The 25122-nt window shown below is 69.7% G+C and carries 24 protein-coding genes and 1 pseudogene; 17 read left to right on the forward strand and 8 right to left on the reverse strand.

Annotated features, from left to right (window positions below; translation table 11 throughout):
* The first annotated feature begins 45 nt into the window (after positions 1–45).
* Positions 46–2532: a glycoside hydrolase family 3 C-terminal domain-containing protein gene (locus M3666_RS15235; protein ID WP_251155671.1), complete on the forward strand. Its 2487-nt coding sequence runs from the start codon at positions 46–48 to the stop codon at positions 2530–2532.
* 426 nt (positions 2533–2958) lie between these two features.
* On the opposite strand, the gene M3666_RS15240 is transcribed toward M3666_RS15235, so the two are convergent.
* Positions 2959–3981, reverse strand: a complete 1023-nt coding sequence (locus M3666_RS15240; protein WP_251155672.1) for an LLM class flavin-dependent oxidoreductase — start codon at positions 3979–3981, stop codon at positions 2959–2961.
* A 182-nt stretch (positions 3982–4163) separates the two neighbouring features.
* Between M3666_RS15240 and M3666_RS15245 the strand changes: the two genes are divergently transcribed.
* Positions 4164–6725 (forward strand): RNA helicase, encoded by a 2562-nt coding sequence (locus M3666_RS15245; RefSeq protein WP_251155673.1) that lies wholly within the window; start codon positions 4164–4166, stop codon positions 6723–6725.
* 104 nt (positions 6726–6829) lie between these two features.
* The gene (locus M3666_RS15250) at positions 6830–7081 is read left to right on the forward strand and encodes a DUF6458 family protein (protein ID WP_066656348.1); all 252 of its coding nucleotides are present in this window, start codon (positions 6830–6832) and stop codon (positions 7079–7081) included.
* 99 nt (positions 7082–7180) lie between these two features.
* Here M3666_RS15250 and M3666_RS15255 read toward each other — a convergent pair whose 3' ends face one another.
* Both M3666_RS15255 and M3666_RS15260 read right to left on the reverse strand, forming a co-directional pair.
* Complete coding sequence (locus M3666_RS15255) at positions 7181–7702, reverse strand: ribonuclease H (protein WP_126890654.1); 522 nt, start codon at positions 7700–7702, stop codon at positions 7181–7183.
* A 64-nt stretch (positions 7703–7766) separates the two neighbouring features.
* On the reverse strand, positions 7767–8618 hold the full coding sequence (locus tag M3666_RS15260; RefSeq protein ID WP_251155674.1) for a LysM domain-containing protein: 852 nt from the start codon (positions 8616–8618) through the stop codon (positions 7767–7769).
* Positions 8619–8719: 101 nt separating this feature from the next.
* Here M3666_RS15260 and M3666_RS15265 point away from each other — a divergent pair, with 101 nt between their 5' ends.
* The 3 genes from M3666_RS15265 (at position 8720) to M3666_RS15275 (ending at position 10338) form a co-directional block, all read left to right on the forward strand.
* Positions 8720–9058, forward strand: a complete 339-nt coding sequence (locus M3666_RS15265) for a hypothetical protein (RefSeq protein WP_251155675.1) — start codon at positions 8720–8722, stop codon at positions 9056–9058.
* 99 nt (positions 9059–9157) lie between these two features.
* Positions 9158–9998, forward strand: a protein-coding gene (locus tag M3666_RS15270; protein WP_251155676.1) for an IS5 family transposase whose coding sequence is annotated in 2 segments (ribosomal slippage) — positions 9158–9460 and positions 9462–9998 — 840 coding nt in all. Because the reading frame shifts where the segments join, the coding sequence is not laid out codon by codon here.
* 49 nt (positions 9999–10047) lie between these two features.
* Positions 10048–10338: a hypothetical protein gene (locus M3666_RS15275; RefSeq protein ID WP_251155677.1), complete on the forward strand. Its 291-nt coding sequence runs from the start codon at positions 10048–10050 to the stop codon at positions 10336–10338.
* 141 nt (positions 10339–10479) lie between these two features.
* Here the strand turns inward: M3666_RS15275 and M3666_RS15280 are convergent, their stop codons facing one another.
* Positions 10480–10980, reverse strand: a complete 501-nt coding sequence (locus M3666_RS15280) for a VanZ family protein (protein WP_251155678.1) — start codon at positions 10978–10980, stop codon at positions 10480–10482.
* The gene (locus M3666_RS15285) at positions 10977–11702 is read right to left on the reverse strand and encodes a TetR/AcrR family transcriptional regulator (protein ID WP_251155679.1); all 726 of its coding nucleotides are present in this window, start codon (positions 11700–11702) and stop codon (positions 10977–10979) included. The genes M3666_RS15280 and M3666_RS15285 overlap by 4 nt, the downstream gene beginning before the upstream one ends.
* 97 nt (positions 11703–11799) lie before the next feature.
* On the opposite strand from M3666_RS15285, the gene M3666_RS15290 reads away from it, so the two are divergent.
* The 6 genes and pseudogenes from M3666_RS15290 to M3666_RS15315 all read left to right on the forward strand — a co-directional run.
* Positions 11800–12540: an SDR family oxidoreductase gene (locus M3666_RS15290; protein ID WP_251155680.1), complete on the forward strand. Its 741-nt coding sequence runs from the start codon at positions 11800–11802 to the stop codon at positions 12538–12540.
* Positions 12540–13442, forward strand: a complete 903-nt coding sequence (locus M3666_RS15295; protein ID WP_066656329.1) for an SDR family oxidoreductase — start codon at positions 12540–12542, stop codon at positions 13440–13442. The genes M3666_RS15290 and M3666_RS15295 overlap by 1 nt, the downstream gene beginning before the upstream one ends.
* Positions 13443–13481: 39 nt before the next feature.
* The gene (locus tag M3666_RS15300; RefSeq protein WP_066656327.1) at positions 13482–13688 is read left to right on the forward strand and encodes a tautomerase family protein; all 207 of its coding nucleotides are present in this window, start codon (positions 13482–13484) and stop codon (positions 13686–13688) included.
* Between the two features lie 133 nt (positions 13689–13821).
* Complete coding sequence (locus M3666_RS15305) at positions 13822–14415, forward strand: hypothetical protein (protein WP_066656325.1); 594 nt, start codon at positions 13822–13824, stop codon at positions 14413–14415.
* 8 nt (positions 14416–14423) lie between these two features.
* Positions 14424–15866 carry a LamG-like jellyroll fold domain-containing protein gene (locus M3666_RS15310; RefSeq protein WP_251155681.1) on the forward strand — a complete coding sequence of 481 codons (1443 nt, stop codon included), beginning with the start codon at positions 14424–14426 and terminating at the stop codon, positions 15864–15866.
* A 418-nt stretch (positions 15867–16284) separates the two neighbouring features.
* Positions 16285–16827 (forward strand): annotated as a pseudogene (locus tag M3666_RS15315) (IS5 family transposase); the annotation flags it as partial.
* A gap of 22 nt (positions 16828–16849) precedes the next feature.
* On the opposite strand, the gene M3666_RS15320 reads toward M3666_RS15315, so the two are convergent.
* Both M3666_RS15320 and M3666_RS15325 read right to left on the reverse strand, forming a co-directional pair.
* Positions 16850–17668, reverse strand: coding sequence for an aldo/keto reductase (locus M3666_RS15320; protein WP_251155682.1), 819 nt, complete (start codon positions 17666–17668; stop codon positions 16850–16852).
* Positions 17669–17716: 48 nt separating this feature from the next.
* On the reverse strand, positions 17717–18922 hold the full coding sequence (locus M3666_RS15325; RefSeq protein ID WP_066656297.1) for an MFS transporter: 1206 nt from the start codon (positions 18920–18922) through the stop codon (positions 17717–17719).
* Positions 18923–19334: 412 nt separating this feature from the next.
* Here M3666_RS15325 and nrdH point away from each other — a divergent pair, with 412 nt between their 5' ends.
* From nrdH to nrdF, 4 genes are all read left to right on the forward strand, one after another.
* Complete coding sequence (gene nrdH, locus M3666_RS15330) at positions 19335–19568, forward strand: glutaredoxin-like protein NrdH (protein ID WP_058727719.1); 234 nt, start codon at positions 19335–19337, stop codon at positions 19566–19568.
* Between the two features lie 112 nt (positions 19569–19680).
* Complete coding sequence (gene nrdI / locus M3666_RS15335) at positions 19681–20097, forward strand: class Ib ribonucleoside-diphosphate reductase assembly flavoprotein NrdI (protein ID WP_066656296.1); 417 nt, start codon at positions 19681–19683, stop codon at positions 20095–20097.
* 17 nt (positions 20098–20114) lie between these two features.
* Complete coding sequence (gene nrdE / locus M3666_RS15340) at positions 20115–22220, forward strand: class 1b ribonucleoside-diphosphate reductase subunit alpha (protein ID WP_251155683.1); 2106 nt, start codon at positions 20115–20117, stop codon at positions 22218–22220.
* 94 nt (positions 22221–22314) lie between these two features.
* The gene (nrdF, locus tag M3666_RS15345) at positions 22315–23316 is read left to right on the forward strand and encodes a class 1b ribonucleoside-diphosphate reductase subunit beta (RefSeq protein WP_058725585.1); all 1002 of its coding nucleotides are present in this window, start codon (positions 22315–22317) and stop codon (positions 23314–23316) included.
* A gap of 212 nt (positions 23317–23528) precedes the next feature.
* On the opposite strand, the gene M3666_RS15350 is transcribed toward nrdF, so the two are convergent.
* Positions 23529–24353 (reverse strand): SDR family NAD(P)-dependent oxidoreductase, encoded by an 825-nt coding sequence (locus tag M3666_RS15350; protein ID WP_251155684.1) that lies wholly within the window; start codon positions 24351–24353, stop codon positions 23529–23531.
* A gap of 18 nt (positions 24354–24371) precedes the next feature.
* Here M3666_RS15350 and M3666_RS15355 point away from each other — a divergent pair, with 18 nt between their 5' ends.
* Entirely contained in the window at positions 24372–24968 is a 597-nt protein-coding gene (locus M3666_RS15355) for a TetR family transcriptional regulator (RefSeq protein ID WP_251155685.1), read from the forward strand.
* The last annotated feature ends 154 nt before the right edge of the window (positions 24969–25122 follow it).

Consider the following 25122-nt stretch of genomic DNA (forward strand, 5'->3'; position numbering starts at 1 on the left):
GTCATGCCCCGTCGCCTGCGTCGCACAACGAAGGGACCGACCATCGTGACCACCGTGGACGACACCACCCGCGCCTCCCGGCCGACCGCCGCGTCGCCGCTGGACGAGCGCATCGCCGCGCTCGTCGGACAGCTGACGACCGCGGAGAAGGTCCAGCTGCTGACCGGGCGCGACTTCTGGACGACCTGGCCGGTCGAGAAGATCGGGCTGCGCCGCATCCTGATGTCCGACGGTCCGTCCGGCGTCCGCGGCGAGGTCTGGGACGAGCGCGACCCGTCGCTCAACCTGCCGTCCGCCACCGCCCTGTCGGCGAGCTGGGACCGCGCGATCGCGAAGCGCTACGGTGCCGCCGCGGCGGTCGAGGCCCGCCGGAAGGGCGTCGACGTCGTCCTCGGCCCGACGATCAACCTGCACCGCTCGCCCCTCGGTGGTCGCCACTTCGAGGCGTTCAGCGAGGACCCGCTGCTGACCGGCGACCTCGCCGCGTCCTACGTCGACGGCGTGCAGGAGAACGGCGTCGCCGCGACCCCGAAGCACTACATCGCGAACGACTACGAGACCGACCGGTTCACCGCGTCGACGGAGGTGTCGGACCGTGCGCTCCGTGAGCTGTACCTGCTCGCGTTCGAGAAGGCCGTGACCGAGGCGCACGCCTGGGCGGTCATGTCGTCCTACAACGCGATCAACGGCGTCACCGCGTCCGAGAACGACCTGCTCGAGACACCGCTCAACTCGGAGTGGGGCTTCGACGGCATCGTCGTGTCCGACTGGACCGGCGTCCGCTCGGTGGAGTCGGCGAAGGCGTCGCAGGACGTCGCGATGCCCGGGCCGAACCCCTGGTGGAGCGAGGGGCCCCTGCTGCAGGCGGTCGAGTCGGGCGAGGTCCCGATGGAGGCCGTCGACCGCAAGGTCCGCCGCATCCTGACGCTCGCCGCCCGCGTCGGCGCGCTCGAGGGCTTCGAGCCCGTGGCCGCGCAGCCGGTGCACGTCGAGGACGGCGTCGCGTTCGTGCGGACGGCCGAGGCCGAGGGCACCGTCCTCGTCCGCAACACCGGGATCCTGCCGCTCGATGCGTCCGCGGTGTCGCGGATCGCGCTCCTCGGGCACAACGCCGACCAGGCCCGCACGCAGGGCGGCGGTTCGGCGACGGTGGTGCCGGAGCACGTCGTCACGCCCATCGAGGGCATCCGAGCGGCCTTCCCCGGCGCGACGGTCGACCACGCCATCGGCGCCGTGGTGCAGGAGGGCATCGCGGAGTTCCCGCTGTCCAGCATCACGAACCCGGCCACGGGGGAGCCCGGTGCACGGGTGGCGTTCGTCAAGGGCGGCGAGGAGCTGTTCGTCGAGGACCGCCGTGCCACCGCGCTGTTCTGGTTCGGCGGCGACGCCCCGATCCGGGAGTCCGACCGACTCGACGTCACCACGACGTACACCGCCGAGACGACGGGGACCGTGCGGATCGGCATCGGTGCCGCCGGTCGCTCGCGCATGTGGGTCGACGGCGAGCTCCTGCTCGACGAGACCGTGCCGGTCGAGGGGGACCAGCTCGGTGCGGCGTTCCTCAACCCGCCGGCGCGCTCGGTGCCGGTGTCGGTCGAGGCCGGGCAGCAGCTCGCGATCCGGATCGAGCACGACATCGTGCAGGACGAGGCGCTGGGCGGTGTGCTCGCCTACCAGTTCGGTACCGAGCCGAGCGACGCCGACCCCGCCGCACTCGTCGAGGCCGCGGTCGCGACGGCCCGCGACGCCGACGTGGCGATCGTCGTCGTCGGGACGAACAGCAAGGTCGAGTCCGAGGGCTACGACCGCTCGTCGCTCGCGCTGCCGGGCCACCAGGACGAGCTGGTCCGTGCCGTCGCCGCCGTGAACCCGAACACGGTCGTCGTGGTGAACTCCGGTTCGCCGGTCGAGATGCCCTGGCGGAACGACGTCGCCGCGGTGCTCCTGACCTGGTTCGGCGGACAGGAGTACGGCAACGCGCTCGCCGACGTCCTGACCGGTGCCGCGGAGCCCGGCGGGCGCCTGCCCACCACCTGGCCGGCGACCCTCGCCGACGTCCCGGTGCAGGACGTCACGCCGGTCGACGGCAAGGTCGCCTACGACGAGGGCGTGCACGTGGGCTACCGTGCCTGGCTGCGCGCCGGCACCGAACCCGCCTACCCCTTCGGCCACGGCCTGGGCTACACCACCTGGACGATCGACGGCGTGGCCGCGTCGCCGACCGTGACGGAGGGTGACGCCGCGATCGTCACCGCGACCGTGGCGAACACGGGCGACCGTGCCGGGAAGCACGTCGTGCAGGTCTACGCCTCGCGGACGGAGTCGTCGGTCGACCGTCCCGTTCGCTGGCTCGTCGGCTTCGCGCCCGTCCGGCTCGGGGCAGGGGAGTCCACCGAGGTGTCGATCGAGGTTCCGGCCCGGGCGTTCGCACACTGGGACGGCGCCTGGCGCTACGAGCCCGGGACGTTCGAGCTCCACGTCGGTGCCTCGGTCGCGGACCTGGCCGGTTCCGCGGCCCTCGAACTGGAGTGAGCCGATTTCCGCACGGTCGTGGATGCGTTCAGTAGCATGAATCCGCGCCAGTCGGCTGGTTACCGTCGGCGCGCGCACCACCGAGGGATCGTCGTGTGAGCGAAGCGGCCTCCTGATCCGGCCGTGGAACCCCGTCGATCCCGGTGCGTCCAGAATGCGTCCCCGCGTCCGCGCGGGGGCGCATTCGTCGTCCTGTGGGCAAAGGTACGAGAGCGTACCTTTCCGCTTCTGACCAGGGGTTGTCGTGCGCAACTGGCCATGTGCCCGTTCCCGGGGAAGTGATGATGACAAATCCTTCAGAAAGTGAAAGAGTGATGCCACCATCCCGTACGGATCAGGGACGAGATGGTCATCCGGCCCGGGGCTCGTCGGACCTCACCACCCCGACTCGAGCCCCGGCCGGGTGCCTGTCGTCAGCGGTCGTGCTCAGGGCAGCCGCGGGGCGATCTCCTCGGCGACGAACCGCAGGATGCGTTCGTGCGCCGCGGCGTCGCCGTTCGCCGGCAGGGTGATCACCAGCTCGTCGGTCGCCTGGACCGCGGGGTCGGCTGCCAGGGCGTCGACGATCTCGTCCACACCGCCCGACACGATCCTGCTGAACCGGAACGGCGGACCGCTCAGGGGGCGCCCCTCGTCGTCCATCCCGCTCGCGTACCCGGTGAGGAACTCCTCGTGCACCCGGCGGTCGTGGTCGTCGAGCAGCGGGACGACGATCCGACCGACCGCCACCTTCGGCGTGCGGCCGGGGTGCTCGCCGGCGGCCTGCAGCTCGGCGAAGCGGTCGCGGTACGCGGTGAGCTGGTCCGCCTGTGCCTGGGCGAACGGGGCGCCCGTGTCCTCGGTGTTGAGCGTCGAGCAGTGCAGCAGCAGGCCCTTCTCGGCCGTGCGGACCGCGGTGCCCGTGCTGCCGCCGCCCCACCAGACGCGGTCGCGCAGGCCGGGCGACAGCGGCTGGAGGGTCAGGTCGGCACCGGCGGGGATGCTCTCGTAGCCCTTCCCTGCAGTGCCGAGCGGCTCGCCCTGCAGGACCTCGAGCAGCCGCGCCGCACGCACCTCGGCCTCGTCGCGGAAGCTGCGCTCCGACCCGCCGAACACCGGGTCGAGGATCGGGCCGTACCCGGCGATCCCGGTGCTGATGCCGAGCTGCACCCGGCCGTCGCTGAGCAGGTCGACGGTGCTGGCGTCCTCGGCGAGACGGATCGGATCCTCGTACCGCATGCCGAGGACGGCGGTGCCGAAACCGATGGTGCTCGTGCGCTGGGCGGCCGCCGCGAAGAACGTCATCGGGCTGGTCAGGAAGGGCTCGAAGTGGCGGCCCCGGACCCAGCCGGTGCCGTACCCGAGCGACTCGGCCGTCTCGAACAAGCGGAGACCGTCCTCCAGGGCGGCAGCAGCACCGGCGGTGCCGCCGTGGTTGGGGACGAAGGAGAGGAAGCCGAGTTCGCGCACGGTCTGAGTCTATGCGCGCGCATCGATTCCCGACAGGGCGCCGGACGGGAGGCGCGGCTCGTCTCCGGCCTGCGACCTGCGGTCGGTGCGTGCGGACGCCGGATGCGTGACGGAGCGGCCCCGTGCCTCCCGTCCGCCGCTGGCTCGTCTGCCGGTCACCGCCCACCTGGGAGGATGGGCGCATGACCGACGTCACCACCACCCCGCCGCTCCTCGCCGCCCTGCCGGCGGCGGTCGACGGCGCCGTCGACCCCGACGCGGTCTACCAGGCGTTCGCCGACTGGGCCGAGGCGGGCGGACGACCGCTCTACCCGGCGCAGGACGAAGCGCTCATCGAGCTCGTCTCCGGCGCGAACGTCGTCCTCAGCACGCCGACCGGTACCGGCAAGTCCCTCGTCGCGGCCGGGGCGCACTTCGCCGCGCTCGCCGAGGGCAAGCGCAGCTACTACACGGCGCCGATCAAGGCCCTCGTCTCCGAGAAGTTCTTCCAGCTCGTGGACCTGTTCGGCGCGCAGAACGTCGGCATGGTGACCGGTGACTCGAGCGTCAACGCGGACGCCCCGATCATCTGCTGCACGGCCGAGATCCTCGCGAACACCGCGCTCCGCCAGGGCCCGGACGCCGAGGTCGACGTCGTGGTGATGGACGAGTTCCACTTCTACGGCGACCCCGACCGCGGCTGGGCGTGGCAGGTGCCGCTGCTCGTGCTCGAGCGCGTGCAGTTCCTGCTCATGTCGGCGACGCTCGGCGACGTCACGACCATCGCCGACGACCTGTCGCGCCGGACCGGGCGCCCGACCGCACGGGTCACCGGCGTCTCGCGGCCCGTGCCGTTGTCGTACGAGTACGTGCTGACCCCGGTGCAGGAGACGGTCGAACGTCTGCTCGAGGAGGGGAAGGCGCCGGTCTACATCGTGCACTTCGCCCAGGCCGCGGCGCTCGAGCGTGCGCAGGCGCTCATGTCCGTGAAGGTGGCGTCGCGTGAACGCCGGGACGAGATCGCCGCCGCGATCGCCGGGTTCCGCTTCAGCGCCGGGTTCGGGCAGACGCTGTCACGACTCATCCGGGCCGGCATCGGCGTGCACCACGCGGGCATGCTGCCGAAGTACCGCCGGCTCGTCGAGCAGCTCGCCCAGCGCGGCCTGCTGCCGGTGATCTGCGGCACCGACACCCTGGGGGTCGGGATCAACGTGCCGATCCGCTCCGTGCTGCTCACCGGGCTGACGAAGTTCGACGGCTCCCGGATGCGGCAGCTGTCCGCCCGCGAGTTCCACCAGATCGCCGGACGAGCCGGACGAGCCGGCTACGACACCGAGGGCGACGTCGTGGCCGAGGCGCCGGAGCACGAGATCGAGAACGCCCGGGCCGTCGCCAAGGCCGGGGACGACCCGAAGAAGAAGAACAAGGTCAAGAAGAAGAAGGCGCCGGAGGGGTTCGTCTCGTGGGGGCCGGCGTCGTTCGACCGGCTCATCGCCGCCGAGCCCGAGCCGATGGTGTCCCGGATGCGGATCACGCACGCGATGGTGCTCGCCGTCGTCGCCCGCGGGGGTGACGCCTTCGCCGACGTCCGCTCGCTCGTGTTCGAGAACCACGAGCCGCGCTCCCGGCAGCTCGCGATGGCCCGACGCGCGCTGTCGATCGCCCGCACGCTGATCAACGCCCGCGTGATCGAGAAGGTCGACGGGCGCTACCGCATGACCGTCGACCTGCCCGTGAACTTCGCGCTCAACCAGCCGCTGTCGCCGTTCGCACTCGCCGCCTTCGAACTGCTCGACCCCGAGTCCCCGACGTACGCGCTCGACATGGTGTCGGTCGTCGAGGCGACCCTCGACGACCCGCGCGCCATCCTCGCGCAGCAGCAGTTCAAGGAGCGCGGCGAGGAGGTCGCCCGGATGAAGCGCGAGGGCATCGAGTACGAGGAGCGGATGGAGCTGCTCGAGGAGGTCACCTGGCCCAAGCCGCTCGACGAACTGCTGACCGCCGCGTACGAGGCCTACGCGGCCGAACAGCCGTGGGTGCTCGACTTCACGCTGTCGCCCAAGGCCGTGGTGCGCGACGTGTACGAGCGGGCGATGACCTTCGGCGACTTCGTGCGGTTCTACCAGCTGACCCGCTCCGAGGGACTCGTGCTCCGCTACCTGTCCGACGCCTACCGCACCATGCGCCAGACCATCTCCGAGGAACAGCGCACGCCCGAGCTCGACGACCTGATCGAGTGGCTCGGCGAGGTCGTGCGGCAGACCGACTCCTCGCTCGTCGACGAGTGGGAGGCGCTGGTCAACGGCTCCGTCGCGGAGGCCGCGGCGGAGCACGACGAGATCGCGCCGCCGCAGCCCGCGCGGCTCACCGGCAACCCGAGGGCGTTCCGGGTGCTCGTGCGGAACGCCCTGTTCCAACGCGTGCTGCTCGCGGCGGCCGACGACGTCGCCGGGCTCGCCGCGCTCGACGGGGCCGCAGGGTTCGGGCAGGACGAGTGGGACGCCGTGCTCGAGGAGTACTACGAGGAGCACGACGCGATCGGGACCGACGGCGACGCCCGCTCGATGGCGTACCTGGTGCTCGACGAGCACGGACCGGGTCGGACCTGGCGGGCACGGCAGATCTTCGCCGACCCCGAGGGCGACAAGGACTTCGGGTTCTCGGCGACGATCGACCTGGACGCGTCCGACGAGACCGGTGAAGCCGTGGTGCGCGTCACCGAGATCGGCCGGTTCGACGGCTGGGCCGAGGTCGACGTCGACTGAGGCCGGCCTCGCTCGGCGATCACACGGAACCTCGCCGCCGCGGTCCGGGTACCTTCGACGCCAGCCCCGGACACCCGGGACGGGGCACCACGGAAGGACCCGTCATGCGCATCGGATCGAGCATCGCCCTGATCGTCATCGGAGCGATCGTCGCCTTCGCGGTCGACTACCAGATCGCCGGCATCGACCTGCGCCTGATCGGCTACATCCTGATGGCCGCCGGGGTCGTGCTGCTCATCATCAGCCTGGCGGTCGGGTTCGGCGGGCGTCGGACCACGACCACCACCCGGTCGGGCGTCGACCCGGCGTCGGGGGAGCAGATCACCCGGCAGGACCGTCGCGACGGCACCTACTGAGCGCACGTCCCGAGCGGACGACGGGCCCGGGCGAGGACATCGCCCGGGCCCGTCGTCATGCGGCTCGTCGTCGTGCGGCCCGACAGGGCGTGCGGCTCGTCAGAACAGGGTGGCGGGCGGTTCGACCTGCACCGGCTCCGGAGCGGGCGGGACGACGGTGTCCGGCCAACCCGGACCGGTCGGCACCTCGGTGTGGTTCTGGAAGGCGGTCGCAGCGCCGCGGGCACGGACGTCCGCGGCCTCGTTCATCTCGTGGCCGACATGCCCGCGGACCCACTCGAAGGTGACCTTGCGGCCCTGCAGCTCGGCGTCGAGCTCCTTGATGATCTCGACGTTCAGCACGGGCTTGCCGTCGGCCTTCCGCCAGCCCTTGCGCTTCCACCCGGCGAGCCACTCGGTGCACGCCTTGATCGCGTACTGGCTGTCGCAGAGGATGTGCAGCGGCTCGCCGGTGTCCTTCGTGGCGCGGAGCAGCTGCAGCACGGCCGTGAGCTCGCCGATGTTGTTCGTCGCCCGCGGCCATCCACCGGCTGCCCAGCGGTCGTCATCGACGTACCAGGCCCAGCCGGCCGGTCCGGGATTGCCGAGGGCGGAGCCGTCTGCGGCGGCGACGATGGTCACGATGTGGCCTCCTGGGTGGTGCGGGGTGCTGGTCGAGCGTAACGGACCCGCACCGGGCTCCGTGTCAGCGCGAGGCCGGGTCCAGGTTGATCCAGGAGCCGGCGAGCACCCAGTTGTTGCCACGGGTCTGCATCGTCGGGTTGAGCCACCGCAGCTGGTCCACGGTGATGCCGAAGCGCTTCGCGATGGTGGACTGGTCGTCGCCCTCGTTGACCTTGTAGCTGACCGGGGTGCCGGTCGTCCCGCGGAGGGTCTCGTCGGCGGCGTCGAACGCGTAACCGTACGCACCCGGTCGGGCCGTGCCGAGCGTGACGTGCAGGTCCGGGTCGGGGTTCGGGATCGACCAGGAGAGCTTCCCGATCGCGAGCACCTTGTAGACCCACGGGCGGGCACTGTCGTCGCCGTCGGACTGCGGGACGAGGACGACCGTGTGCAGCCAGTCCGGGTAGGGGCCGCCGTCGCTCAGGCTGACCGTCGCGGGCGGCTGGGCGTCGGCGTCCCACTGCGTCGTGGCGACCGCTTCGGTGTCACCACCGTCGCCGTACTGCGCCGTGCGCCGGAACTGCACGGACATCGGCTGCGGCTGCGTGGTGCGGTAGTCCGACAGCTGCGCGTCGAACGTGCCGTGGTCGTTCGCGACGACCCGGACGTGGATCGACGTGTCGCCGGTCTTCGACACCGCGTCGGTCTCCGCGACGACCGTGCCCGCCGGGACCGCCTGCGGCGCCGCGACGGGCTGTGCGGTGTCGCCCGACCCGCCGACGGGCCCCGGCGTCGCGGAGGCGCTCGGCGCAGCGTGGCCGGTCGGCGCCGGCAGCGGGGCGTCGTCGCCGAACAGCGAGCAGCCCGCCAACAGCAGCGTGCTCATCCCCACCAGTGCGACGGCCGCCGTGCCCCGTGCCCTCGTCCGACCCATCGTCCGACCCCTTTCGTCGGGACGACGGTACCCGAGCGCGAACCGGATCACGGCCGTCGTGACCGAACCGGTACCAGGAGCCCCGGCCTACTGTGCGGGGCATGAGCGACAGCATCCCGAACGTGCCCGGCCCCGACGAGTCCGACGACCGCGCCCGCAACGACGAACTCCGCGACGCGGCGCACAGCGACGACGTCGACGGCGTGAGCGACCGCGAGCAGCGCGCCGCCGACACGTCCTACAGCCCGTCGAGCGAACGGGAGACGGTCGCGTCCCAGACGCAGCAGCGCAGCCGCGAGGACCTCGAGCAGGACGGCATCGACCCGTCCCGCGTGGTGGCGGCACCAGGCACCGGCGGTGCGGACGACGCGGGCGACATCGAGCCCGAGCCGGGCGACCTGAACCTGCCGTGGCAGTCCGAGGAGGACCGCCGGGGCTAGGGCGTGTCTCCTGAAGACCAGGTAGAGCGCTGGCGCGCTGTAGTGGTGAGATGATTCCAGCTGCTCTCCGATGCTCAGTGGTCTTCGATCCAGTCGTTCATGCCTCGTCCGACAGGCAAACGTGGCCGTCCGTTCGCGGACGCTCGGAGCATGGTCGAGGGGATCGTGTACCGGTATCGGACCGGGATCGCGTGGCGTGACCTGCCCGAGGTGTTCGGGCCGTGGCAGACGGTGTGGAAGTGGCATCGCCGGATGGCAGGCGACGGCACGTGGGACAGGGTCCTCGCCGCGGTGACAGCGTCCGCGGACCAGGCTGGGGCGGTGGATCGGTCGTTGTCAGTGGACTCCACGATCGCTCGCACGCATCAGCACGCCACGAACATCGCCCGCACCACAGGGGGAACCATCGAATCACACGGATCCGGGACTCGAGCCGCCTGATCACGGATTCGGCCGCTCCCGCGGCGGCCTGTCCACGAAGGTCCAGCAGCTCGTCGACGGCCACGGGTTGCCCCTGGTCACCCTGATCACGCCCGGACAAGCTGGTGACTCACCGATGCTGCTGCCGCTGCTGGCAGCGCTCGAAGTGGCCCGTCCGGTCGGCAGGCCGCGGACCCGACCGGACCGGCTCCGCGGTGACCAGGCGTACTCATCCAAAGCGATCCGGCAACACCTGCGCGACCGCGGTATCGAGTCCGTGATCCCCGAGCCTCGCGACCAGCAAGGACACCGGAAACGGCGTGGTTCCCGCGGCGGGAGACCCGTGACCTACGACCGCATCGACTACAGGAACCGGAACGTCGTCGAGCGTGGCTTCTGTCGCCTCAAGCAATGGCGAGCCCTGGCGACGAGGTACGACGACCTCGCGATCGTCTACCGCTCAGCCGTCGTGCTCAACGCCGTCATCGCCTGGACCCACCATTCAGGAGACACGCTCTAGATCCCTCCCGCTCCGCCCATCGTCCCCGATCGACCCAGGAGCAGGAACCATGATCACCACGACACGCACCACCAAGACCGCGGCCCGCCGTCCGGCCGGGAAGACCTCGACGCCCCGCCGCACCATCGAGGAGAAGAAGGCGCAGGCCGCCGCACTCCACGAGTCGATCGCGACGCAGGTTGAGAGCTTGCGTGACTCGGAACGGTGGACGGCGTTCCTCGCGCGCGCGTCCGCGTTCCACGCCTACAGCCTGGGCAACGTGTCATTGATCCTCGGTCAGCGCCCCGACGCGTCGCGCGTCGCCGGGTTCGGCAAGTGGCAGGGACTCGGCCGACGATGATCCCGCACACGATCGGTGCAGCTGACGGCAGGCCTGTCGGCGCGCTCACCATTCTTGCTGCGGCAGGTGAGCACGCGCACATCGCACCCTGATCGAGGACGGACATCGACCGGTCAGCGCCTGTCGTGATCCGGCAGCGGTTCAGTCCAGGACGAAAGCGGCGCGCCGCCGCCGGTCGATCGCATGGATGGTCAGAGCAATGACCGCGCCCAGCAGTGCTCCGACGGTGTTCATGAACCAGTCGTTGGTGTCGCATCGCCGGCCGAGTGCCGGTGCGAGGGCCTGCACGACCTCGATGGCGATGGAGAGGGCGACGGTGCCGGCGAGGACGGTGAGTGGCCGGCTCGTCGCCACGCTGAGGAAGAGCGCGAGCGGCAGCAGCAGCGCGATGTTGGCGAGGGTGTCGATGCCCTGGAACGGGACCGAGAACTGCACGGTGCAGGTGACGCCGCCAGAGCGGGCACCGTCGGGGAGCAGGGTGAGCACGAGGGCGGCGACGAACGACAGGCCGGAGAGGCCGAGCAGGACGCCGCGGAGCCGCAGACGGTGGAGCAGCCACGCGACCCCCGTGGCGACGGCGAGGGCGACCCAGAACCCGATGGGGACGAGGGGTGCGTGTTCGGCGAGGAACGTGGAGATCATCGGGTGCCTTCGTGGTCCTGGTGGTGGTCGGCCTCGTGGTCGAGTCGGTCGAGCCAGATCCGCATGAGTGCGGTCTCCTCGGGGAGCAACGCGCTCGACCCGTCGTCGTCGAGCCGGGCGCGGAGCTGGCGACGAGCAGCCGCGTCGAGGTCGTCCTGGTCGCGGGCGGACGCCTCGATGAGGACGGCGTCGAGGACCGCGTCCCGGAGCGCGTCGTCGTCGGCAGTGTCCGGAGCCGTCGTGGTCATCTGGTGGAGTGCGAGTCCGACGTTGGCGGCGAGCAGCATGGTCGCTGCGACGGGGACGTCGACGCGGAGCAGGCCCGCGGCCGCGCACCGGGTCAGCGTCCGTTCGAGCAGCGAGGTCAGGCCGTCCCGCGCGGAACTGCTCGCCCACGGCCGTGGGGCGAACATCAGCCGGTAGAGGGCGGCGTGTTCCCGAGCGAACGCGAGGTGGTCGTCCCATCCATGGCGCAGGTCCGCTGCCGGGTCGTCGGACACCTCGAGCTCGGCCTTCCGAGCGGTGTACCGCTGCAGGCCCGTCTCGGCGAGGGCGTCGAGGAGCCTGCGCTTGTCGCCGAAGATCCGGTAGAGCACGGGCTGGGTCACGCCGGCCGCTTCGCAGACCGCTCGGGTGGCGACGTCCCCGTCGGGGGCAGTGACCAGCTGGTCCTCCGCTGCGCGGAGCAGGGCGCTGCGGAGCGCTTCGTCAGATCGGGCCATGCAGTGATCGTAGCGCAATTTGTATCGCTGATCGTAACTGTGCTACGTTCTGCCGTAGCGCCGAAATGCTCGGCGCGTATCACTGAAAGGACAGACGATGAGCACCACTCCTCGCCGCGTCGCCCTGGTCACCGGCGGCTCTCGCGGCATCGGCCGCGCCGTCTCGATCCGGCTCGCCGCGGACGGCTTCACGGTCGTCGTCAACCACGCCAGCGGGACGGCCGCCGCCGAGGACACCGTCGCCGAGATCGAGCGGACGGGCGGCCGTGCCGTCGCCGTGCAGGCCGACGTCGCGGACGAGCACGCCGTGGCCGCGATGTTCGACCGGGTCGAGGCCGAACACGGCGGCGTCGACGTCGTCGTGCACTCCGCCGGCCGCCTTGCGCTGTCGACGATCGCCGACCAGGACCTCGACGTCCTCGACGCACTGCACCGGACGAACATCCGCGGCACCTTCGTCGTCGCGCAGCAGGCTGCCCGTCGTCTCCGGGCCGGCGGGGCGTTCGTCGGCATGTCGACGTCGGTCGTGGGGACGCAGTTCCCGACCTACGGCGCCTACGTCGCGAGCAAGAGCGCGGTCGAGGGCATGACGATGATCCTCGCGAAGGAGCTCCGCGGCCGGGACGTCACGGCGAACGTGGTGGCTCCGGGGCCGACGGCGACCGAGCTGTTCCTCGACGGCAAGACGCAGGACCAGATCGACACCCTGGCGAAGGTCCCGCCCCTCGAACGGCTCGGCATGCCGGAGGACATCGCCGGTGTCGTCGCGTTCCTCGCCGGGCCCGACGGGCACTGGGTCAACGGCCAGACCATCCGCGCCAACGGCGGGATGGTCTGATGCCGACGCCGCGGGTCGTCCTCGTCACGGGCGCGTCGAGCGGCTTCGGCCGGCTGACGGCGGAGTCGCTCGCGCGGGCGGGGCACGTCGTCGTCGCCGGGATGCGTGCGGTCGACGGCCGGAACGCGCCCGCCCGTGCCGCGCTCGACGACCTCGCCGTGCGCGAGGGCCTGCAGCTCGGCGCGGTCGAGCTCGACGTGCAGTCGGAGCAGTCCGTCGACGAGGCGGTCAGCACCGTGATCCGTGCGCACGGGCGCATCGACGTGCTGGTGCAGAACGCCGGCCACATGGCCTACGGTCCGGCCGAGGCGTTCACGCCGGAACAGTTCGCCGCCCTGTACGACGTCAACGTCGTCGGCGCCCAGCGCGTCGCACGTGCCGTCCTGCCACACCTGCGGGCGCGCCGGTCCGGACTCGTCGTCTGGGTCGGCAGCTCGGCCACCCGCGGCGGCCACCCGCCGTTCCTGGCGCCGTACTTCGCGGCGAAGGCCGGCATGGACGCCCTGGCCGAGAGCTACGCGGCGGAACTGATCCGCTTCGGCATCGACACCACGATCGTGGTCCCGGGCGCCTTCACCTCGGGCACGAACCACTTCACGAACGCCGCCGTCCCGACGGACACCGCCCGCGTCGACGAACACGACACGGAGTACGGGGCGCTCCGGCGCGACCTGACCGACCGCCTCGCCGCGATCGTGCCGGCCGACGCCGACGTGCAGGACGTCGCCGACGAGATCGTGCGCGTGGTCGGCCTGGCCGACGGCGCCCGCCCGTTCCGGACCCACGTCGACCCCTCCCGTGACGGCAGCGAGGTCGTCTCGGCGGTCGCCGACCGCATCCGATCCGAGTTCTACCACCGCGTCGGCATCGAGGACCTCCTGTCCCCGAACGCCGCGCTCTGACCCCCGGAACGTCCGGGACACCCCACCGAGAGGAACACCATGCCCTTCGCCAACATCAAGGTCCCCGCTGACACCCTGACCCCGGAGTCGAAGAAGAAGCTGCAGGACGCCGTCACCGACGCCATCGTCGACGTCTACGGCGAGCGAGCCCGACCCACGACGCTCGTCATCCTCGACGAGGTCGCCGACGGCGGCTGGATGCTCGGCGGCACCATCCTCAACGAGGCGATGCTCGGCCGCGTCTGACCATCTCCGGGCGCGGCGGGGACCGACAGCACGGCCCCGCCGCGCCCCGCACCGGGAGCCGATCCGCGCTCCCTCGTCCTGCACATGCTCGCGTCCACCGACGACGGTGTGGCGCCCTCACCGAAGGAACCCCGTGCACCTCACGTCTCGAGCACGCCGCACCATCGCCCTCGCCGTCGTCCCGACGGCTGTCCTGGCCTCCGGCCTCGTCATCGCCCAGGCGTCCTACGCCGCCTTCTCGGCCACGACGAGCAACGCCCCGAACACCTGGTCTGCCGGGTCCGTCTCGCTCAGTGACGACGATTCCGACACCGCGCTCTTCACGGCCTCCGGGCTGCAGCCCGGTGACACGCGGACATCGTGCATCGTCGTCACGTCGACCGGCTCACTCCCCTCGACGGTGAAGCTGTACGGCACGGACCCGGCGACCACCAACGCACTGTCGAGCTCCTTGCACGTCACCGTCACCGAGGGCACCGGCGGGTCCTTCGGCAAGTGCAGCGGCTTCACCCCGCTCTCGCCCGCCGCGGTCTGGTCGGGCTCCCTCGCCGACCTCGGATCGACCGCCACGAGGTTCTCGAACGGCATCGGCACCTGGCGCACCGCCGGCGGTTCCTCCGAGTCGCGCACGTACCAGGTGACGGTCGCGCTCGACGCCGCGACGCCGAACTCTGCCCAGAACGGGACCGCGCGCATCGGTCTCACCTGGGAAGCGCAGAGTTCCTGAGCCCGGCCGTGGCCGACGTCACCCTGCGTCCGGACGGACGACGCGAACAGCCCTCGGCTGTCGCGGTGACACGATCCGGGCACGCCTCCGCCTCGACCTGGGTGGTGTTCGCTGCGGCACTGCTCGGCCGCACGGTCCTCGTGGTCACCGTGAGCCTCCTGCTCTGGGCAGCGCTGCCTGCGTCATGGGCGTGGACCCCCACGACGGTGGTGTCCGGATCCATGGCGCCGAAGATCCTCCCTGGTGACGTGGTCGTCGCGATGCCGGTCCACGATCGGGAGGTGACGATCGGGCAGGTGCTGCTGGTCGAGGACCCCGACCACCCGGAAGCGCTGCTGCTGCACCGACTCGTCGCGCGGACGCCGTCGGGTTCCCTGCAACTCCGCGGTGACGCGAACCCCACGCCCGATGCCCGGACGGTGGAGCCGGAGGACGTCCGCGGGGTCGGTGTGCTCCGGGTCCCGCTGGTCGGTCTCCCTGCACTGTGGGTCCGCGAGCACGACGTCGGCAGGCTCGCCGCGGCGACGCTCGGACTCGGGGGCGCCCTCGTGCTCTCGTCCCGCCTGGGCAGCCCAGGCGGACCCGAGGTGACCCGTGCGGTCGGGCACGGTCGGCGACGACGGCGGTCCGTCCGCGCGGAACGTGCCCGGAGCGTGGTCTTCGTCGGTGCACTCGCCGCCGTCCTCGCCGTGGTGATCGTGGTGGACGATGCCGCTCGCGCAGCGTTCACGGCCACCGCGGCGAACACGGGTACCCGGCTCGCCACCGCGACGTTCCCGTGTCTGCAGCGAGCGCCGTTCGCACACACGTACCTGACCTACCGGTTCGACGACGCTCCCGGCACCTCCGCGGCCGACGGATCCGGGAACGGTCGCCACGGCACCCTCACCTCGGGAGTCTCGCTCGCCCCGGGCACCTGCCGAGCCGGGGACAGTCCGTCCCTGCTGGCGGGCGGGGTGCGGGGGCAGGTGATCACGGACGCGGCGGTCGATGCACCGCAGATCTTCGCGATCGAAACGTGGTTCCGGACCACGACGACGACCGGCGGGATGCTCCTCGGCTTCGGCAACCTCCGCTCGGACCAGTCCACCAAGTACGACCGACAGCTCTACCTCTCCGACGAGGGCGCCGTGCACTTCGGCGCCTACAACGGCACCAACATCGCGATCAGCTCCGCAGCCGGCCTGAACGACGGCGTCTGGCACCTCGCCACCGCGACCATGGACGCGTCGGGCATGCGGCTGTACGTCGACGGCGAACAGGTCGCCGCGAGCTCGAACGCCAGAGCAGAGGTCAGCACCGGGTGGTGGCGGATCGGCTTCGACAACCTCAACGGCTGGCCCGGCAACCACACGACGTTCCACTTCAAGGGCAACCTCGACAACGTCGCCGTATATGAAGACACGCTGCCGGCGGCCGCGGTGCAGGAACACTTTGCCGTCGGCAGATGACCGGCAGGACGCCGAAGCAGTAGGCACGCAGGCCCTGGTCACTCGGGAACGGGGCCCGCCCGCCGAGCCGGGACTCAAGCGCATGTTCAAACCGAGTCGTCGGCAGATCAGTCCGGTGCGATTCCTCTGGACCCCAGCCGAACGGACGCGCGTACCACTGGCATCTCCGTTGGTGAAGAAGTCTTGGTAGGTCGGATCGATCCTGTCTGTAGCGCCGGCGGCGTCGACTGGCCGTCCGCTCGGGTGCGGGTGCAGCGACGATCGCCGTTGCACAACAGCGTTGATGTCGTCGGGTGACGGGTCCGACTTTCGCCCACTCGGGGCTGCCGCGTGTGGCGTCGTGAACGCGGGTTCGGCCAGCAGACCTCGCTTCAACGAAGTTCGCTGACCGGAAGGAGCTCTTGTCAGGGGACGACAGGGGGAACCATCGAATCACACGGATCCGGGACTCGAGCCGCCTGACCACGGATTCGGCCGCTCCCGCGGCGGCCTGTCCACGAAGGTCCAGCAGCTCGTCGACGGCCACGGGCTGCCCCTGGTCACCCTGATCACGCCCGGACAAGCCGGCGACTCACCGATGCTGCTGCCGCTGCTGGCAGCGCTCGAAGTGGCCCGTCCGGTCGGCAGGCCGCGGACCCGACCGGACCGGCTCCGCGGTGACCAGGCGTACTCATCCAAAGCGATCCGGCAACACCTGCGCGACCGCGGTATCGAGTCCGTGATCCCCGAGCCTCGCGACCAGCAAGGACACCGGAAACGGCGTGGTTCCCGCGGCGGGAGACCCGTGACCTACGACCGCATCGACTACAGGAACCGGAACGTCGTCGAGCGTGGCTTCTGTCGCCTCAAGCAATGGCGAGCCCTGGCGACGAGGTACGACGACCTCGCGATCGTCTACCGCTCAGCCGTCGTGCTCAACGCCGTCATCGCCTGGACCCACCATTCAGGAGACACGCTCTAGATCCCCGGCGACGGCGACGGCGTCAGGACACCGAGTCCGGGTGCGACCCGGTCCGCTGTCCGTTCTCGAGACCGGCGATCGCGGTCAGGTCCTCGTCGGTCAGCTCGAACCCGTCGACGTCGATGTTCGCCCGGATGCGCGACGGCGTCACCGACTTCGGCAGCACGACGACCCCCTGCTGCACGTTCCACCGCACGAGCACCTGCGCCACGCTCACCCCGTGCGCGTCCGCGATCCGCGTGAGCACCGGGTCGTCGACGAGCCGCCCACGTCCGAGCGGCGACCACGCCTCGGTCCGGATGCCGTGCTCCTCGTGGAACGCGATCAGCTCGCGCTGCGGCAGCCACGGGTGGCGCTCGACCTGGTTGACGGCCGGCACCTCGCCCGTCTCGTCGACCACCCGCTGCAGGTGCGTCACCTGGAAGTTCGAGACGCCCACGCTCCGCGCCCGACCCTGCTCGCGCAGCTCGACGAGCGTCCGCCACGTCTCGACGTACCGGCCGTTCGCCGCCGCCGGCCAGTGGATGAGGTACAGGTCGACGGCGTCGAGTCCGAGCCGCTCGAGGCTCGCGTCGAACGCCCGCAGGGTCGCGTCGCGCCCCTGGTGGTCGTTCCACACCTTGGTGGTCACGAAGACGTCGTCGCGGTCCAGCCGGGAGGCACGGATCGCCTTCCCGACGCCGGCTTCGTTGCCGTACATCTCGGCCGTGTCGACGTGGCGGTACCCGGCGTCGAGCGCCAGGCGGACGGCGGTCTCCGCCTCGGCGTCGTCGACCTTGTAGACGCCGAACCCGATCGCGGGGATCGACCGGCCGTCGTGGAGGGGGAAGGAGGTGACCATGCACCCATCCTGCCCATCGGGGCGGGGGTGCGTCGTGCCTCCCGGCCGTCAGCTCGGCAGCGTGACCGGCTCGGTGTCGGGGAGGGGACTCGCGTCGCGGCCGCGCAGGTCGGGCAACCACCGCTTCGTCACGAGCGGCAGGACGACCCCCGCCGCCGCCATGACCGCTCCGACGGTCATGCCACCGGTCGGGCCGTTCGCGTCGATGAGGAAGCCCGCGACCGCGGACCCGCCGGCGGCACCGATGAGCTGGCCGGTGCCCATCCAGCCGTAGGCCTCGGCCGTGTCGGAGAACTTGACCGTCGCGGACACCGAGCCGAACATGACCGCGAGTGCCGGGGCGATGCCGGCACCGGCGATGACGAGGGCCAGGCAGAGCCACCAGAAGTCGGTGCCGCCGACCGCGAGCGCGAGCCCGACGAAGACGATCGACATGCGCGCCCAGAGCGTGTTCTTCGAGATCGGTCGGTGTCCGAGCGCGAGGCCGCCGGCGAGCGACCCGACCGCGAACACCGCGAGGACGATGCCGGCGTTCGGACTGCCCTCTCCGAAGACGCTGGTGACGCTCGCCTCGACCGCCGAGCACGCGCCGATGAGCAGCAGGCCGGTCAGCGTCGCGACGATCACCGACGGCCGCTTCAGCACGACACCGAACGCGCGCTTCGACCGGGGGATGCGGACGCGACCGAGCTCGGGGGAGGCGATGAACCACACGCCGCCCACGACCAGGAACACCATGGCGACGACGATCGCCTGCACCGTGCCGACCTGCGTCGCGACGAACGTGGTGATGACCGGGCCGGCGACCCAGATGAGCTCCTGCGCACTGGCGTCGAGCGAGAACAGGGGGGTGAGCTGCGACGAGGTCACCATCTTCGGGTAGATGGTGCGCACCGCGGGCTGCACGGGCGGGACCGCCAGCCCGCCGAGGAACCCGACGACGACGTACCCCCAGAGCGGCATCGTGACGAACGCGATCACGACCATGCTCGCCAGGGCGACGGCGCTCGTCAGGACCAGCACCGGCCGCATGCCCCAGCTGCCCATCCAGCGGCTGGTGAGCGGGCCGGCGATCGCCTGGCCGATGCTCGTCGTCGCGAGGACGAGCCCCGCGGCGCCGTAGGAGTGGAACACGTGCTCGACGTGCAGCAGGTAGGCGAGCGACAGCATGCCGAACGGGAAGCGCGCGGTGAGCTGTGCTGCGATGACGCGACCGACTCCGGGGGTCTTCAGCAGGGGTCCGTAGGCGCTCACGGGACGAGCGTACCGACCGGACGGAACGTGCCGTCACCCGTCCGGGGGTGCTGTGGACAGACCGGGTGCCGACGGTGCTCGGCAGGGGCTGCCGCGACACGCCGACGCGTCGATTCCACACCTGTGGATCGAGGCTCTCCACGAGTGTGGGGAAGTGTCGGTGGTCGGCCGCAGAATGGCGGAACCGCGGGCCTCCCCGAGCTGTGCACACTGTGGAAGGGCTTGTGGAGAACTACACGGCTGTAACACTTCCTCTAGTGGTCGGTGCGGCAGTCAGCCACTAGATGTAGTGTGGAGACATCGCAGCGGCCCCTTCCCGGACACGTCTGCGCAGCTACCTGCACCACCTGCACACGTGGCATCAGCACCACCTCCACAGCAAGCACGACACCAGCAAGAACCAGGGGAGATCATGGCCGTCACCGTCTACACCAAGCCGTCCTGCGTCCAGTGCACCGCGACGTACCGCGCGCTCGACAACAAGGGCATCCAGTACGAGGTGCTCGACGTCTCCGCCGACGAAGCAGCGCTCGAGCACGTCAAGAGCCTCGGCTACATGCAGGCCCCCGTCGTCGTGACCGACGACGACCACTGGTCGGGCTTCCGTCCCGACAAGATCGCGACGCTCAGCGCCGAACTCGCGTGAGCCGTGCGGGTCCCGTCACCGGGGCCCGCAGCTCCGCCGGCCCGGAGGCGCGCAGCACCTCCGACGGGCCACCCCTGATCTGCTGTCCGCACCTCTCACAAGGAGCGCGCACATGAGTCGCCTCGTCTACTTCTCGAGCGTGTCCGGCTACACGGCCCGCTTCGTCGAGAAGCTCGGCCGTGACGCGGACCGCATCCCGCTCCTCCCGAGCGACCCGTTCCTCCACGCGGACGAGCCGTACGTGCTCGTGCTGCCCACCTACGGTGGCGGCAACGGCCAGGGCGCGGTCCCCAAGCAGGTCATCAAGTTCCTCAACGACGAACGCAACCGCTCGCTCATCCGCGGTGTGATCGTCGGAGGGAACACGAACTTCGGCGAGGCCTACGGGCTCGCCGGGGACGTCATCGCCGAGAAGTGCGGCGTCCCGCTCTTGTACCGCTTCGAACTCTTCGGAACGCCTGACGACGTGCAGGCGGTCAACTCAGGATTGGATGCATTTTGGACGCAGCAGTTGCAGACGTCGATCTGACGTCGCCGCAGACGGGGATGGACTACCACTCCCTCAACGCGATGCTCAACCTCTACGACGCGGACGGGAACATCCAGTTCGACAAGGATCGTGAGGCCGCCAAGCAGTTCTTCCTGCAGCACGTCAACCAGAACACCGTCTTCTTCCACAACCTGAAGGAGCGGCTCGACTACCTGGTCGAGAACGAGTACTACGAAGCCGCGACGATCGAGCAGTACTCGCTCGACTTCATCCAGCAGCTCAACGACCTGGCGTACTCGAAGAAGTTCCGGTTCCAGACGTTCCTCGGTGCGTTCAAGTACTACACGAGCTACACGCTCAAGACGTTCGACGGCAAGCGCTACCTCGAGCGCTTCGAGGACCGCGTCGTGATGACCGCCCTCGGCCTGGCGCAGGGCAACGAGCAGCTCGCGATCGACCTCGTCGAGGAGATCATCGCCGGCCGCTTCCAGCCCGCGACCCCGACGTTCCTCAACACCGCGAAGGCCCAGCGCGGCGAGCTCGTCTCCTGCTTCCTCCTCCGCATCGAGGACAACATGGAGTCGATCTCGCGCGGGATCAACTCGTCGCTGCAGCTCTCGAAGCGCGGCGGTGGCGTGGCCCTGCTGCTCTCCAACATCCGCGAGGCCGGCGCCCCGATCAAGCAGATCGAGAACCAGTCGTCGGGCATCATCCCCGTGATGAAGCTGCTGGAAGACTCCTTCTCGTACGCGAACCAGCTCGGCGCGCGTCAGGGTGCCGGTGCCGTCTACCTGTCGGCGCACCACCCCGACATCATGAAGTTCCTCGACACCAAGCGCGAGAACGCGGACGAGAAGATCCGCATCAAGACGCTCTCGCTCGGTGTCGTCGTGCCGGACATCACGTTCGAGCTCGCGAAGAACAACGAGGACATGTACCTGTTCTCGCCGTACGACGTCGAGAAGGTCTACGGGATGCCGTTCGGCGACGTCCCGATCTCCGAGAACTACCGCGCGATGGTCGACGACTCGCGCATCAAGAAGACGAAGATCAAGGCGCGTGACTTCTTCACGACCATCGCCGAGATCCAGTTCGAGTCGGGCTACCCGTACATCGTGTTCGAGGACACGGTGAACAAGGCCAACCCGATCAAGGGTCGGATCAACATGTCCAACCTGTGCTCGGAGATCCTGCAGGTCAACACCCCGACGACCTTCAACGAGGACCTGTCCTACAAGGAGATCGGCAAGGACATCTCCTGCAACCTCGGCTCGCTGAACATCGCGCTGACGATGGACTCGCCGGACTTCGGCAAGACCATCGAGACCGCGATCCGCGGCCTGACCTCGGTCTCGCAGATGTCGCACATCTCGTCGGTCCGCTCCGTCGAGGACGGCAACGACAAGTCGCACGCCATCGGCCTCGGCCAGATGAACCTGCACGGCTACCTCGCTCGTGAGCGCGTGTTCTACGGCTCCGACGAGGGCATCGACTTCACGAACATCTACTTCTACACGGTGCTGTTCCACGCCCTGCGCGCCTCGAACAACATCGCGATCGAGACGGGGGAGACGTTCGACGGCTTCCGCGACTCGAAGTACGCGTCGGGCGAGTTCTTCGACAAGTACACCGACCAGGCCTGGACGCCGGCGACCCAGCGCGTCGCATCGCTGTTCGACGACGCGAACATCACGATCCCGACGCAGGACGACTGGAAGGCGCTGAAGGCGTCCATCCAGGAGCACGGCATCTACAACCAGAACCTGCAGGCCGTCCCGCCGACCGGGTCGATCTCGTACATCAACCACTCGACGTCGTCGATCCACCCGATCGCGTCGAAGATCGAGATCCGCAAGGAAGGCAAGCTCGGTCGCGTCTACTACCCGGCGCCGTTCATGACGAACGACAACCTGGACTACTACCAGGACGCGTACGAGATCGGTGCCGAGAAGATCATCGACACGTACGCCGCGGCGACGCAGCACGTCGACCAGGGTCTGTCCCTGACGCTGTTCTTCAAGGACACCGCCACCACGCGCGACATCAACAAGGCCCAGATCTACGCATGGCGCAAGGGCATCAAGACGATCTACTACATCCGTCTGCGCCAGCTCGCCCTCGAGGGCACCGAGGTCGAGGGCTGCGTCAGCTGCATGCTGTAGAGCTGCTGCTCTCTTCCTGGAGGCGCGGGGCGGGCCCCGCCCCGCGCCTCCAGTCCGTCCGATCGTCCTGTCCACCACCACCCGGAAGAAAGCCATGACCCTCACCGACCCGGTCCACGCCACGGGCAAGTCCATCCCGCTGATCAGCGCGGTCAGTGCCATCAACTGGAACCGCATCCAGGACGACAAGGACGTCGAGGTCTGGAACCGGCTGGTCAACAACTTCTGGCTGCCCGAGAAGGTGCCGCTGTCGAACGACGTGCAGTCGTGGAACACGCTCACGCCGGAGGAGCAGCAGCTCACCATGCGGGTCTTCACCGGCCTGACGCTGCTCGACACGATCCAGGGCACCGTCGGCGCGATCAGCCTGATCCCCGACGCGATCACCCCGCACGAAGAGGCCGTCTACACGAACATCGCGTTCATGGAGTCGGTGCACGCGAAGAGCTACTCGTCGATCTTCTCGACGCTCGCCTCGACGCCGGAGATCGACGACGCCTTCCGCTGGTCCACGGAGAACCCGAACCTGCAGAAGAAGGCCCAGATCGTCCTCGACTACTACACGGGTGACGACCCCCTGAAGCGCAAGGTCGCCTCGACGCTGCTCGAGTCGTTCCTGTTCTACTCCGGCTTCTACCTGCCGATGTACTGGTCCAGCCGGGCGAAGCTCACCAACACCGCCGACCTGATCCGCCTGATCATCCGCGACGAGGCCGTGCACGGGTACTACATCGGGTACAAGTTCCAGAAGGGCCTCGAGGGCGCTTCCGAGGAGCGCAAGCAGGAGATCAAGGACTACACGTTCAACCTGCTCTTCGAGCTCTACGAGAACGAGGTGCAGTACACGCAGGACCTCTACGACGGTGTCGGGCTGACCGAGGACGTCAAGAAGTTCCTGCACTACAACGCCAACAAGGCGCTGATGAACCTGGGCTACGAGCCGATGTTCCCCAAGGAGACGACGGACGTGAACCCGGCGATCCTGTCGGCGCTGTCGCCGAACGCGGACGAGAACCACGACTTCTTCTCGGGGTCGGGCTCGTCGTACGTCATCGGCAAGGCCGTCGTGACGGAGGACGAGGACTGGGACTTCTGATCCCGGTCTGACTCATGAGGACGCCCCGCTGGCTTCGGCCGGCGGGGCGTTCGTGTTCTTCCCGAGCCGCGAACGTGTCCGGATGGCGCCCCCTCACGGAGAACCTTTTCGGACGGGTCATGTGAGACGGGCGGTCTCGGAGCGCGTCCTGCCTGCGACGGATCCGGTCAAGGACCGGCTATCGGGACTGGGTCCGACCGCACGCCAATCGTTCACCAGGGGGCGCGGGTGCCGTCCCACGACCAGAGCGCTCCCGTGGGGCCGTCATCAGGGAGGAGCGCGAGCCGCACTGCGCCAGATGCGGCCTCGGCCGCGTCCCCGCCGGCCGACATGCCGGCGATGAGATTCGTGCGACGCAGGCCCGGGGCTAGGGCGTTCACCTTGACGTCATCGCCCAGCGCCTGCGCCGTGAGCATCGTCACCGCGTTGACCGCGGTCTTCGAGCTCCGGTAGGCCAGGCCACCGCCCTGCACTCGTTCCCAGTCGAACTGGGGGTTCGGGCCGCTGTTCCAGGTGAGTGATCCGGTGCCGCTCGAGATGTTGACGATGCGCGGGTGCGCGGACCGCCGTAGCGCCGGGAGGAACGCCTGGGTGACGGCGATGAGCCCGAAGACGTTGGTCTCGTAGGCGGCGCGAAGTTGCTCGATCGACGTCCCTGTGATGTCGTCACCGCCCGGGTTCACGCCGGCGTTGTTGACGAGGATGTCCAGGTCGCGGACCTGTTCCGCGGCTGCCGCAATAGAGGCCGGGTCCGTGACGTCGATCTCGACGACGTACGCTCCGGAGCCCAGTTGCTCAGCAGCCCGTTGCCCTCGTTCGTGATCGCGCGCGCCGATCCACACGGTCACGCCGTGGTCGAGGAGCTGACGGGCGGTCGCGAACCCGATGCCGCTGTTCGCGCCCGTGACCAGGGCTGTGGTTCCCGGCTCGGGCGTGCGAGCCGTGGCGGGCAGGCGAGCGATGTCGTTCATGTATTTCTCCATCTCCAACGATTTGGTTGGAATCGTACATCGGCGGGCATGCATCTCCAACCGCATGGTTGGTAGTCTTTGACCATGGCATGGGATGTCGAGCGGACGCAGCGCCGGCTCCGCGATGCCGCGCTCGTCGAGTTCGCAGCCAACGGGTACGACGGCACGACCGTCGCGGCGATCGCGGCGCGGTCCGGCGTGAACAAGGAGCGGCTCTACAGCTACTTCGGTGACAAGCGAGCGCTCTGGGACGTCGTCCTCACGGCGGAGCTCGAGCGCCTCGCCACGGCTGTCGAGCTGACGGGGGTCGGGCTCGACGACGTCGGTGCGTTCGCTGGTGCGACGTACGACTACCACTCGGCCCACCCCGAACTCGGCCGGCTGCTGCAGTGGGAAGGGCTGCAGGACGGCCCGCCGGCTCGTGTCGAGGTCCGTACCGCGCACTACCGGGAGAAGGTGGCCCGCTTCAAGGACGCGCAACGCGACGGTCTGCTCGACCCGGAGCTGGAACCAGCGCACCTCGTGTTCACTCTGATCGCCCTGGCAGCCTGGTGGCAGACTGTGCCGCAGCTCGCCGAGATGATCACGGGCGCCGGACCCACAGACGAACACGAGCGGGCCGCGCGCCGACGCTTCGTGATCGAGGCCGCGAAACGAATAGCCTCGCCGGTCGATTGGTAATCGGTACGATCACCCGCGCTGAGAACTGCGCTCAGTAGCAAGTGCGTGGTGCCGATGCGATCGTACCGGCCGGCCTAAAACCCGATGGAGGCGTCTGGCGCGACTAGCCTTCCCCGTCTGTTCCCCCGATATCGGGGCCTTGCGGCAGTCTGTT

This window comes from Curtobacterium sp. ODYSSEY 48 V2 (genome assembly GCF_023712625.1).
Classification (GTDB): Bacteria; Actinomycetota; Actinomycetes; order Actinomycetales; family Microbacteriaceae; genus Curtobacterium.